Annotated in this window: 11 protein-coding genes and 1 tRNA gene; 6 read left to right on the top strand and 6 right to left on the bottom strand. The window is 38.9% G+C overall.

The window, feature by feature from the left end:
* Positions 1–104: 104 nt before the first annotated feature.
* Positions 105–181 (top strand) — tRNA-Met (locus C1642_RS00075).
* A 43-nt stretch (positions 182–224) separates the two neighbouring features.
* Here C1642_RS00075 and C1642_RS00070 read toward each other — a convergent pair.
* The 6 genes from C1642_RS00070 to C1642_RS00045 all read right to left on the bottom strand — a co-directional run bounded on the left by C1642_RS00070 (position 225) and on the right by C1642_RS00045 (position 6,638).
* Positions 225–1,253 (bottom strand): hypothetical protein, encoded by a 1,029-nt coding sequence (locus tag C1642_RS00070; protein ID WP_000139297.1) that lies wholly within the window; start codon positions 1,251–1,253, stop codon positions 225–227.
* Positions 1,246–2,871, bottom strand: a complete 1,626-nt coding sequence (locus tag C1642_RS00065; RefSeq protein ID WP_000834616.1) for an NAD+ synthase — start codon at positions 2,869–2,871, stop codon at positions 1,246–1,248. Before C1642_RS00065 ends, C1642_RS00070 begins: the two co-directional genes overlap by 8 nt.
* A gap of 384 nt (positions 2,872–3,255) precedes the next feature.
* Complete coding sequence (locus tag C1642_RS00060) at positions 3,256–3,816, bottom strand: hypothetical protein (RefSeq protein ID WP_001048150.1); 561 nt, start codon at positions 3,814–3,816, stop codon at positions 3,256–3,258.
* Between the two features lie 90 nt (positions 3,817–3,906).
* Complete coding sequence (locus tag C1642_RS00055; RefSeq protein ID WP_000838084.1) at positions 3,907–4,767, bottom strand: pirin family protein; 861 nt, start codon at positions 4,765–4,767, stop codon at positions 3,907–3,909.
* Positions 4,768–4,937: 170 nt separating this feature from the next.
* Positions 4,938–5,390: a protoporphyrinogen oxidase HemJ gene (gene hemJ / locus C1642_RS00050; RefSeq protein WP_000339889.1), complete on the bottom strand. Its 453-nt coding sequence runs from the start codon at positions 5,388–5,390 to the stop codon at positions 4,938–4,940.
* An 18-nt stretch (positions 5,391–5,408) separates the two neighbouring features.
* Positions 5,409–6,638, bottom strand: coding sequence for a beta-ketoacyl-ACP synthase II (locus tag C1642_RS00045; RefSeq protein ID WP_000832710.1), 1,230 nt, complete (start codon positions 6,636–6,638; stop codon positions 5,409–5,411).
* A 296-nt stretch (positions 6,639–6,934) separates the two neighbouring features.
* On the opposite strand from C1642_RS00045, the gene C1642_RS00040 reads away from it, so the two are divergent.
* The 5 genes from C1642_RS00040 to C1642_RS00020 all read left to right on the top strand — a co-directional run.
* Complete coding sequence (locus tag C1642_RS00040) at positions 6,935–8,260, top strand: EcsC family protein (RefSeq protein ID WP_000160010.1); 1,326 nt, start codon at positions 6,935–6,937, stop codon at positions 8,258–8,260.
* Positions 8,261–8,460: 200 nt separating this feature from the next.
* Positions 8,461–8,835, top strand: a complete 375-nt coding sequence (gene rpsL, locus C1642_RS00035; RefSeq protein ID WP_000246374.1) for a 30S ribosomal protein S12 — start codon at positions 8,461–8,463, stop codon at positions 8,833–8,835.
* 159 nt (positions 8,836–8,994) lie between these two features.
* Complete coding sequence (rpsG, locus tag C1642_RS00030; protein ID WP_001138055.1) at positions 8,995–9,465, top strand: 30S ribosomal protein S7; 471 nt, start codon at positions 8,995–8,997, stop codon at positions 9,463–9,465.
* 178 nt (positions 9,466–9,643) lie between these two features.
* Positions 9,644–11,782: an elongation factor G gene (gene fusA / locus C1642_RS00025; protein ID WP_000113824.1), complete on the top strand. Its 2,139-nt coding sequence runs from the start codon at positions 9,644–9,646 to the stop codon at positions 11,780–11,782.
* 94 nt (positions 11,783–11,876) lie between these two features.
* Positions 11,877–12,000, top strand: a 124-nt coding sequence (locus C1642_RS00020; RefSeq protein ID WP_016660498.1) for a GTP-binding protein, incomplete at its 3' end; no start/stop codon positions are given.

Here is a 12,000-nt window from a genome sequence, read left to right as displayed (position 1 = left end):
CAAATAATGGTGATCTGAATCATATTTGTTCATTTGGTGGGCATAAAGAGTTTTGAAGTATTGACCTGTTATACAGAACTATAGATAATGCGCACACAGTTTACGGCTATGTAGCTCAGTTGGTTAGAGCACCGCACTCATAATGCGGGGGTCACAAGTTCAAGTCTCGTCATAGCCACCATTTTAAAAACCACGCTCCTGCGTGGTTTCTTTTTATCTATTTTTTACTCACTAAAATGTTTTTCAATTATATCGAGTGTTTTTGAGCTTTGATAAAAAGGAGCTAAGAGCGCTTGAAGTAACGGTTCCAAAATACCGTGTTCATTAAAGGCATCCATAACTTTTGGATAAAAACGTAAAGCTTCAGTTTGTAAGTCAGTTTCGGATAAACCAATTGCACTTAATACTTCAAATAAACTCTGGTCTTTATAAAAATCATAAAAAACTTCGACACCATACAAAATAAGACCTTGCATAAATTGTGACTGTCGTAATTCTTTCCAGTATTCATAAATTAAAACAAAGAACTCCTCAACATCGAGAGGAGTGAGCTGTTTCATAAACTCATAGATTTTTTTATGTCTAATATCTTCCCAGATATGACGTACTAAGCTTTCTAAATCTTCAGCCGATAAAAGGCTTAATTCTGTCAGTTGTTCATGAATAAAGCTGGCAATCCACGTTTCAAGCTTATGCTCAAGACGTTGTTGCTGTAAAAAAGAGAATTTTTTGAGTTTATGTTGCCATTCAAAATGGTAGTCATCCACTCTAGATGCCGTTAGAAATTTTGGTAATTTTTGTTCTAAGGTTGAAGTGGCAATATATTGGCAAAGCTGTTGGACAGATGGGCTAGTTCTTAAAAACTGATTGAGATAATGTGGAATATGCTCCATTTCCAAAAACTTGGAAAGCCACATTTCAAACTGGTGATCGGATACCAAGTCTTGTAGCTGAACTGGAGATTTCATGGCAGATAAATAAATACGCTGTGCAATTTCCCCAATAAACTCAAGCAAGCCTGCACCAAGCTGCATTTCAAAAGCATAGCGTTTCACAACGGCTTGTAATTGTTCTAAATCCACAACTTCATAAAGTTTAATTTCATCGGCATGTTGCATAAAAAGCTGAATAAATTGCCGGAAATAAATAGGTGAGTTTTCTATAGATAATTGTTTTTTGAAAAATTCCACCTGCTCAAGCAAAAGTGCTTGAGCAAGTGCTGTAGTTTTTGATGAGTTTTTCTGCTCAGTCATTCGCTGTCCAACCGTTGACAATCGGATAACGTCGTTCGCGACTAAATGCACGAGAAGTAATTCTCGGGCCAATCGCACCTTGACGACGTTTATATTCATTACGATCAACTAAACGGATGACTTTTTCAACAACTTCTTTATCAAAACCTTTGGCAATAATGTCTGCCTGACCTAAATCTTCTTCAATGTATGCATAAAGGATAGCGTCCAATACATCATACGCTGGTAAAGAGTCTTGGTCTTTTTGATCTGGCCGCAGTTCTGCTGAAGGTGGGCGAGTAATTACACGCTCAGGAATAACCGGAGTTTCACTTAAGCTATTACGGTATTTTGCTAATTCAAACACGATTGTTTTATAAACATCTTTGAGAACAGCAAAGCCACCCACCATGTCACCGTAAAGTGTGCAATAGCCAACTGAAAGTTCAGATTTATTACCTGTAGAAAGAACTAAATTACCAAACTTGTTAGATAAGCCCATAAGCAATGTGCCACGAGCGCGCGCTTGTAAATTTTCTTCAGTCGCATCGGCTGGTGAATTACCAAAGAACGGATACAAAGTTTGCATGAAGCTATTTACGATTGAATGAATTTCGGCAATACCGAAAGTCACGCCCATACGGCGAGCTTGTTCCGCTGCATCTTCTACACTAATTTGAGAAGTGTAAGTATATGGCATCATCACAGCTTGAACTCTCTCTGCACCGATTGCATCAACTGCGATAGCAAGCGTAAGGGCAGAGTCAATACCACCAGAAAGACCTAAAATTACTCCAGGAAAACCTGAGCGTTCTACATAGTCACGTGTTGCCATGACTAGACCTTGATAGATCTCTGCAAAAGTTTCTAGTGCAGGAGCAGACTCGACAACTTTATATAATTTTGTATCGCGGTCAAATTCAGCAATATAGAGATCTTCTTTAAAGCTAGGTGCTTGTAAAGCAATTTCACCATTTTGATTGCTGACAAAACTTGTACCATCAAAAATTAAATCATCTTGTCCACCAACTTGGTTAACATAAACAATATTTAAATGAAGCTGCTTTGCAAGCTCACTTAATGTCTGTTTACGATGCTGTGGTTTACCCACTTCATATGGCGATGAATTAAGCACAAGTACAGTATCAACATTTAATTGGCTTAATTGTTTTACTGTATTGATTGACCAGATATCTTCACAGATGAGTACACCAAACTTATGGCCTAAGTACTCAAATACCAAGTGCTGATGGCCTTTTTGGAAATAACGTTTTTCATCAAAAACGCCATAGTTTGGCAAGTTATGTTTATTGAAGACACCTAAAACCTGACCGTCTTTCATGACAGCAGCTGAATTATAGCGTTGGCCATCTTCTGTCTGGTTTACGAAGCCGAAAACCATCACAATATCTTTAACTTCACTAAGTTGAGCAAAAGCCTTTTGCATCCGCTTATTTAAATTTGGACGTAACAATAAGTCTTCAGCTGGATAACCAATCACAGAAAGCTCAGGAAAAATAATCAGGTCAGCGTCTTGTTTTTTCGCCTGATTTGCTTGCTCAATCATCTTTTGGGTGTTTGAGTCAATATTGCCAATATGCGGAGAAAACTGAGCAAGGGCAACTTTAAAACTTTTCATTCAAACCTAATCCTAGATCATAACGAATATAAATACACATAGTGTTGATTTTTATGGATATAATTTTTCAACGATGTGTATAGCACGATAATAAACACGTAAAATAGTAAACAAAAATGTCAAGATCAATAATATATACCAATCACATATTTTCTGCGTAAAAATAACGAGATTTTCTGTATACAATAGAAACAAGCTTCATTATTTTTATTGTTTGTATACTGCCTTATCGCTCAAAAATTTGAAATAAGTTTTTATACTTATTTTCAATAATTTGACATTAATAAATTTAGATCTCAACTTTATTTTTATGTTTTTTGTTTATCAAATTTCTATTGATAAGTTAGCAAAAAAGTTACGTTGAAAACAAACTGGATTATTTGGTTACAAATCAAGTTGAGGTAAACAAATGATATTTGGCAGTTTACCTGAACAGATATCTCTAGCAATTTCTCCTTGCTGCTCAATATTGTAAGAACTAAATGCTTTCTGAGGATGATAAGTATATTTATAAGGATTGTAATACTTAAAACTCAGATAGTAGGCAGATTGCAGTAACGCACCTTTTAGTAATACATGAATACCTCGTTGGTATTGCATAACATGAGCTAGCTCATGAATAAAAATCCCTTGTATGAATTTAGACTCTAGCGCGTAATTACTGCTGTAGTCAGAAAGATTGACGTATATATTCCCATTTGGAGCCATCAAAATTCCATGCGCTTGCCACGGTAAGTAACGAGTAGCAATAATTTTAGGACGTTCACAATCTAGCAAACTCCCAAACACCCTTTGTGCTAAAGCTTTTTCTTCAGGTGTAAGAAATCGAATCGGATAGCTTTTTAAGTGACGAAATATAAAAAGGGTGAAAATAATAAATTGTCGATATATGACAATTTTAAAAGCGTTGAGAGTGAACATAGTTTTGCTAATAAATAAGTTCATCTATTGGTTTGTAGCATAACATACATCAACTATGTTGAAAGACAGACGCAAATAACTGACATTTGTTTCTCATGCGGCAGCTGGTTTGTTTTACTTGGCAAATCTTCCATTTTTAATATCATCATAGGCTTGTAAAATCTCATCATAAGTATTCATTACAAATGGACCATGACCATTAATCGGTTCTGCGATGGGTTGTCCTGTCAAAATAAGTAATTTGCAGCTTTGCAGGGCAGTAATAGAGAAATGCTCTCCTTGGTTTGACATGACTGCTAGGCCTTGTTCCTCTAAAACGTCTTCATCTTTATGAAATTGTGCCCGACCTGAACGTAAATAAACTAAAGCTGTTTCACCGGATTGAGCAGGGAAGGCAGCTTGTTGACCTGCCTGGAGCTCTACATCTAATACGGTAATAGGAGTGTGAGTAAGTGCAGGGCCCATAACATGCTTAAACTGCCCTGCAATAATACGTACAAATCCAGCTTCATTTTCCAGTTTCACCATCGGTATTTCAGCTTTCTTTAAACTTTGATAGCGCGGAGAATTCATTTTATTTGCTGCTGGTAAATTGACCCAAAGTTGAATCATTTCAAAGGGACCACCAGATCGAGAATACTCTTCACTAAACAATTCCCGATGAATCACACCAGAGGCTGCGGTCATCCATTGCACATCGCCAGCACTTATAAATCCACCTCCACCAGATGAATCTTTATGTTCCAGTTCACCTGCATAAACAAGTGTTACCGTTTCGAATCCACGATGGGGATGATCATTAACTCCTCTACGTTTCATAGAAGGTGCAATTTTTCCGGGACCTAAATGGTCGAGTAGTAAGAAGGGTGAGAGGGTATTGCCTAACTCATGGTAGGAAAAAACAGAAAGAACTGGATAAAAATCACCGATCGCAAAGCGAGTATCGTTACGATGAATAAAAGCCAGACTTTTCATGCTTTATCCTTTCTGTTGTTTGAATTTATAAAAAAGATGAGATGTTTTTATAAGAATGTATTAAGACTGGTATAAAAGTCTTTTGCTCTGAATAATAAATTATGAATAGGTTGAGTCAGTAAAATGCATAAGAGAATGAGATGAGAGTCCTAGATAATAAAAAACCCCAGTTAAAACTGAGGTTTTACAACAACTAAAATCACAACAGCAAATAAAATTAAGGTTGGCATTTCATTGAAGAAACGCCAGAACTTATGTGATTTGTAGTGAGCATTTCCAATAAGCTTTTTGCGATAGTAACCACAAACTAAATGGTAAATCACTAATAAAGCCACTAATCCAACTTTTAGATAAAACCAAGTGGCTTCATGGTAATGTCTAGTTGCATCACCCCAATCTACGAGAAAGTGAGCGGTAATTAATGTGGCAATCATAGATGGCCACATAATACCTCGATACAACTTACGTTCCATTACTTCAAAGCGTTGATGGCTTGTAGCATCATCACTCATTGCATGGTAAACATAAAGACGTGGTAAGTAGAACAAAGCAGCGAACCAACAAACCACAGCAATAATATGTAATGCTTTTACCCACAAAAAGGCATCAGAAGGTGCATCCATCGATAATCCTACGCGGGATTATGCATCCCACTTCTTGAAAATTAGGCAAGCGTTAACACCGCCAAAGCCAAAACTGTTACTCATTACAGTATTCAATTTTGTATCACGTTTTTCAAGCACAATATCAAAGCCTTCAGTACCTTCATCAAGCTCAGTCACGTTGATGTTTGGCGCGATAAAGTCATTTTGAAGCATTAATACAGAGTAAATTGCTTCATGAACACCAGCAGCACCTAAGCTGTGACCAGTCATAGATTTAGTTGAACTAAGTGGTGGAACTTTACCTTCACCGAAAGCACGTTCCATTGCTTTAAGCTCAGTCACGTCACCTGCTGGTGTAGAAGTACCATGCGTATTTACATAGTCAATTTTATCTACGCCGTGTTGTTTCGCTTCTTCAAGAGCCATCAAGATACAGCGAGTTGCACCTTCACCACTTGGAGCGACCATGTCAGCACCGTCACTGTTTGCAGCATAAGCAACAACTTCAGCAAGAATATTTGCACCACGTGCTTGAGCATGTTCAAGAGATTCAAGAACAACGAAACCGCCACCGCCAGCAATAACGAAACCGTCACGGTCTTTAGAATATGGACGAGACGCTGTTTCAGGTGTGTCGTTGTATTTAGAACACAAAGCACCCATTGCATCAAACAATAGGCTTTGAGACCAGTGATCTTCTTCACCACCACCAGCAAGCATAAGGTCTTGTTTGCCTAGAGCGATAAGGTTATATGCATAACCAATTGCGTCTGCAGAAGTTGCACAAGCACTTGCAATTGAGTGAGCAATACCTTGAAGTTTAAATGCTACACCCACGTTTGCAGTGATTGTATTTGTCATGTTACGTGGAACAAAGAAAGGACCAACTTTACGAGCACCTTTAGTTTCTAAAAGCTCAGTCATTTCTACAACAGAAGCAGTTGAACCACCGCCTGAACCACCAGCAATACCATAACGTGGATTATCTGCTAAATCTTCTGCTTTTAAGCCAGCATGTTCAACAGCTGCAACAGCAGAGTTATAAGCGTACATTGCACATACGCCCATGAACCGTTTTAATTTACGATCAATATTGTCAAAATCTTGTTCTGCCGCAGCGCTGACATGACTTTTAAAATTGAGTTCAGCATAAGTTGGGTTAAAACGTGTCCCGGAGATTCCATTTTTAAGTGAATGAGTAACTTCTTCTAAAGAGTTACCGATACATGAGTTAATACCCATACCAGTGATTACAACACGTTTCATCTACAGGTCCCTTTATGGTGATATTTAAAGTCTATGATCATGAGCAGCTATTAAATGATAGGAGAATATAGCTGTAAGAACAGTAGACCCATGTTTTCGTTGCTACCATGATAGCAGAAAGGTTTTTTATTTCTTATGGCAAATCTTTATGTCAATTTTGCATTTAAAAAAAATAACCAAATACACAGTATGTTGCATTTAGGGTTAACTAAAATACACACATTCAAGTTGAGATAAATCCACATTCCACCTAGTATTTATCTCTAATTAGATAAATTAAAAAATCGAGGTACTGGATGACAAAATTTAATAATAATCAATCTGACAATTTGTTTTCTCAGGTCTTCGGAGTGGCTAAAAAGCTCAGTTCTACTGGTTTAAACATCTTGCAGCAAAGTCAAATTGGTGAGGTAAGTAAATTGGTTGAGCCACTTTCAAATGGCAAAACAGTAGAAGGTAGTGCCAGAAATAAAAGTCCGTTTGAAGTGGAGCAGTATGAAAGCCCACAACAAATGTTACGTGAACATTTACCTAAAGTTACTCGTCAGGTATTTGGACGCCATTTTAGAAAGGTCAATGGTATCGCTACATTTATTTCACCTGACTGGAATGAAAAAATATCAAGCTATTTATTTGATTGGTTGAATGACTTTAGTTCGAAAAGTACGTTAACTGAAAAAATTTTAGAAGAAGCGGGGGCTAAAGACTTATTTGAGCTTACAAAAGATACCTCACGCTCCCAACGTTTAAGTCAGGCACTTATTGAACAAAATAAATTGATTGCCAGTATTCAAGGTGCAATTACGGGCGTATCTGGAATGGTTGGAGCAGCCGTAGATATTCCAGTTTCATTAGTCCTAGTTTTGAGAACAATTTACCAAACAGGTAGATCACACGGCTTTGATTTAACCGAAGCAACTGACCAAGACGTTGTTGAATTTATTTTTAAAGAAGTTGATATCAGCTTAATTGCGGAAAAGCAGACTTTACTCTTGGCACTGAAAGCCTTACGAAATATGTTGGAGACTCAAGACATTCAACAGTTCCAGCAAGTACTTGGCTCTTCAAATGATATTGAAACCTTAAAAAGCTGGTTAGTTGATGAAAATGGTGAGTTTAAATGGAACTGGTTAAATAAAGTTCCGCAACTTGCTGTGGTAGGCAAGTTTACTCCAGTAGCTGGTGCAGTGCTTAGTGCTGTTTATAGTTGGAAGTTACAAGAAGATGTAGGCCATAAGGCACAAGCTATTTTCGGTGCAGCAAGACATTATTTAAATGAACATCCAAATGAGCATTTATCACCATTACAGGCGTACTATGCGGCGGTAACTCTAATTCAAAAAGCGAGTCCACGTCTTTTAAATGTGGGTGAAAATGGTAGTGTCCATGCTGCGCAGCATCATAAAATTGAAAATCATGATGTAATTTCAAAAGTATCTGTTGTGGTCAAATCAAATACTTCTGAAAAAAGCGAAGAGAAAGTTCAAGAAAATGTTCACCAAGGAATTGAGCATCTTGCAGAGAAACATGTAGTTGAACATGAACATAGTGAACAAAAGCCAGCATTAGAGCCTGAAAGTGAAGAAAATGATGACGTTATAGAGGGGCAAAAGTACTCTTAACAATACAATTACAAAGGTAGGGTTTGAAAACTAAATTTCACCCCTATTTAAATTTGTAAATAATCCTGTCAATCATTGATATGGTCAACATTTGGCAACTGCTGCCATGTTGACCATTTTTGCATCTTGGCTTACAATTATGTGCCCTTAAAAAGAGGTGTTTTCTTTTTAAGGTTTTTTAATAACGGGAGAATTGCCATATGGCAACAACGAATCAGTTGATCCGTAAGGGTCGTACGACTTTGGTTGAAAAATCCAAAGTTCCTGCGTTGAAGGCTTGTCCACAACGTCGTGGTGTTTGTACACGTGTTTATACAACTACACCTAAAAAACCTAACTCAGCTATGCGTAAGGTTTGCCGTGTTCGCTTAACTTCAGGTTTTGAAGTATCTAGCTACATCGGTGGTGAAGGCCATAACTTACAAGAGCACAGTGTTGTTCTTATCCGTGGTGGTCGTGTTAAAGACTTACCGGGTGTACGTTACCATACCGTTCGTGGTTCTTTAGACTGTGCTGGTGTTAAAGATCGTAACCAATCACGTTCTAAATACGGTGCTAAACGTCCTAAGAAGTAATTCTGGGAAACTAGTCCAAAAGCCCTTTAGCGTTTCGCTTGTTTGAATTCTTCATAGATTTGTAATTCAAGCGACGTATAGTAAGGCCAGCGTCGTGTACATGACACTTGTACAAACTGCTGGATCATCCTGAAGTGTCATATTATTAGGTGTATTAAAATGCCAAGACGTCGCGTAGTCGCTGCTCGTGAGATCCTTCCAGATCCTAAATTTAGCAGCCAAACAATCGCTAAATTCATGAACCACGTAATGCAAGATGGTAAAAAATCTATTGCTGAAAGTATCGTTTACGGTGCTTTAGAACGCGTTCAAGAAAAAAACAAAGTAGACCCAGTTGAATTTTTCGAGACTACTCTTGAAAAAGTTCGTCCTATGGTCGAAGTAAAAGCACGCCGTGTTGGTGGTGCTACTTATCAAGTACCTATGGAAGTACGCCCATCCCGTCGTACTGCCTTAGCAATGCGTTGGTTAGTAGATGCTGCTGCTAAGCGTTCTGAAAAAACTATGGCTTTACGTCTTGCTGGCGAGTTGCTTGATGCAGCTGAAGGCAAAGGTGCTGCGATCAAAAAACGTGAAGACGTGCACCGTATGGCAGAAGCTAACAAAGCCTTCTCTCACTACCGTTTCTAAGCGGATAAAACAGTCCCTAATCAGGAGAATACTCATGCATACAGTAGCTAGATTCAACATTGCTCTCTACCAAAGTGGGGGCTTTGCGGGTATTTAAGTTGCCCCGCTTGAGTATTCGTGCGCATCAATTTAATTGGTGCGCCCTGTTTTAAAGATAACATTTAGGAATGTAGACATCATGGCTCGCCAAACCCCAATTACTCGTTACCGTAACATCGGTATCTCTGCGCACATCGACGCAGGTAAAACAACTACAACTGAACGTATTTTGTTCTACACAGGTGTATCTCACAAAATTGGTGAAGTACACGACGGTGCAGCAACAATGGACTGGATGGAACAAGAGCAAGAGCGTGGTATTACAATTACCTCTGCTGCAACAACTTGTTTCTGGTCTGGTATGGGTAACCAATTCCCACAACACCGTATCAACGTAATTGATACACCGGGACACGTTGACTTCACAATCGAAGTTGAGCGTTCTATGCGTGTTCTTGACGGTGCTTGCATGGTTTACTGTGCAGTTGGTGGTGTACAGCCTCAGTCTGAAACTGTATGGCGTCAGGCTAACAAATATAAAGTGCCTCGTTTAGCATTCGTGAACAAGATGGACCGTACTGGTGCAAACTTCTTCCGTGTTGTTGAACAAATGAAAACACGTCTTGGTGCGAATCCTGTGCCAATCGTTGTGCCAATCGGTGCTGAAGACACATTCACTGGTGTAGTTGACCTTATCGAAATGAAGGCAATTATCTGGGATGAAGCTTCTCAAGGTATGAAGTTTGAATACGGCGAGATTCCAGCTGACCTAGTTGATACTGCTCAAGAATGGCGTACAAACATGGTTGAAGCTGCTGCTGAAGCTTCTGAAGAGTTAATGGACAAATACCTTGAAGAAGGTGATCTTTCTAAAGAAGACATCATCGCAGGTTTACGTGCTCGTACATTAGCTTCTGAAATCCAAGTAATGCTTTGTGGTTCTGCATTCAAGAACAAAGGTGTTCAACGTATGTTGGACGCTGTAATTGAATTCTTACCATCACCTACAGAAGTTAAAGCGATCGAAGGTATCCTTGACGATAAAGACGAAACTAAAGCGTCTCGTGAAGCATCTGACGAAGCTCCGTTCTCTGCGCTTGCGTTCAAAATCATGAACGACAAATTCGTAGGTAACTTAACATTCGTACGTGTTTACTCTGGTGTTCTTAAACAAGGTGATGCTGTTTATAACCCAGTTAAATCTAAGCGTGAACGTATCGGTCGTATCGTGCAAATGCACGCAAACGAACGTCAAGATATTGATGAAATCCGTGCAGGTGATATCGCAGCGTGTGTAGGTCTTAAAGACGTTACTACTGGTGATACATTATGTGATGAGAAAAACATCATTACACTTGAACGTATGGAATTCCCAGATCCAGTAATTCAGTTAGCGGTTGAACCAAAAACTAAAGCTGACCAAGAAAAAATGTCTATCGCTTTAGGCCGTTTGGCTAAAGAAGACCCTTCATTCCGTGTTCACACTGATGAAGAATCTGGTCAGACAATTATTGCTGGTATGGGTGAGCTTCACCTTGACATCATCGTTGACCGTATGAAGCGTGAATTCGGTGTTGAAGCGAATATCGGTAAACCAATGGTTGCTTATCGTGAAACGATTAAGAAAACTGTTGAGCAAGAAGGTAAATTCGTACGTCAAACAGGTGGTAAAGGTAAATTCGGTCACGTATATGTTCGTTTAGAACCGCTTGACGTTGAAGCTGCTGGTAAAGAATACGAATTCGCTGAAGAAGTTGTTGGTGGTGTAGTACCTAAAGAATTCTTCGGTGCAGTTGACAAAGGTATTCAAGAACGTATGAAGAATGGTGTCTTGGCTGGTTACCCAGTTGTAGGCGTTAAAGCTGTTCTTTTTGACGGTTCTTACCACGATGTCGACTCTGACGAATTGTCGTTCAAAATGGCTGGTTCTTACGCATTCCGTGATGGTTTCATGAAAGCAGATCCTGTTCTTCTTGAACCTATCATGAAAGTTGAAGTTGAGACTCCAGAAGACTACATGGGCGATATCATGGGTGACTTAAACCGTCGTCGTGGTATGGTTCAAGGTATGGACGATCTTCCTGGTGGAACAAAAGCAATTAAAGCAGAAGTTCCACTTGCTGAGATGTTTGGTTACGCGACTCAAATGCGTTCTATGTCTCAAGGTCGTGCGACATACTCAATGGAATTTGCTAAATATGCTGAAACTCCACGTAACGTGGCTGAAGGCATCATCGCTAAATTCCAAGCTGGCGGTAAAAAAGGTGACGACGAGTAATCTTTCGATTACTATAAGCCCTAACTAATTCTTAGTTAAAAACCAAGTGCTCATGGAGCGACCCTCCATGAGTAGTTAATAAAGGAAGATCATCATGGCTAAAGCCAAGTTTGAACGTAATAAACCACACGTAAACGTGGGTACAATCGGTCACGTTGACCATGGTAAAACAACTTTAACTGCTGCGATTGCAACAATTTGTGCAAAAACTTACGGCG

The sequence above is a fragment of the Acinetobacter sp. AKBS16 genome (genome assembly GCF_002899995.1).
GTDB classification, from domain to species: Bacteria; Pseudomonadota; Gammaproteobacteria; order Pseudomonadales; family Moraxellaceae; genus Acinetobacter; species Acinetobacter baumannii.
This window is presented reverse-complemented; position numbering and strand designations above follow the sequence as displayed.

Coding starts and splice junctions, on each gene's coding strand:
- C1642_RS00070 (WP_000139297.1), bottom strand. CDS start 1,253: ATGACTGAGCAGAAAAACTCATCAAAAACTACAGCACTTGCTCAAGCA.
- C1642_RS00065 (WP_000834616.1), bottom strand. CDS start 2,871: ATGAAAAGTTTTAAAGTTGCCCTTGCTCAGTTTTCTCCGCATATTGGC.
- C1642_RS00060 (WP_001048150.1), bottom strand. CDS start 3,816: ATGAACTTATTTATTAGCAAAACTATGTTCACTCTCAACGCTTTTAAA.
- C1642_RS00055 (WP_000838084.1), bottom strand. CDS start 4,767: ATGAAAAGTCTGGCTTTTATTCATCGTAACGATACTCGCTTTGCGATC.
- hemJ (WP_000339889.1), bottom strand. CDS start 5,390: ATGGATGCACCTTCTGATGCCTTTTTGTGGGTAAAAGCATTACATATT.
- C1642_RS00045 (WP_000832710.1), bottom strand. CDS start 6,638: ATGAAACGTGTTGTAATCACTGGTATGGGTATTAACTCATGTATCGGT.
- C1642_RS00040 (WP_000160010.1), top strand. CDS start 6,935: ATGACAAAATTTAATAATAATCAATCTGACAATTTGTTTTCTCAGGTC.
- rpsL (WP_000246374.1), top strand. CDS start 8,461: ATGGCAACAACGAATCAGTTGATCCGTAAGGGTCGTACGACTTTGGTT.
- rpsG (WP_001138055.1), top strand. CDS start 8,995: ATGCCAAGACGTCGCGTAGTCGCTGCTCGTGAGATCCTTCCAGATCCT.
- fusA (WP_000113824.1), top strand. CDS start 9,644: ATGGCTCGCCAAACCCCAATTACTCGTTACCGTAACATCGGTATCTCT.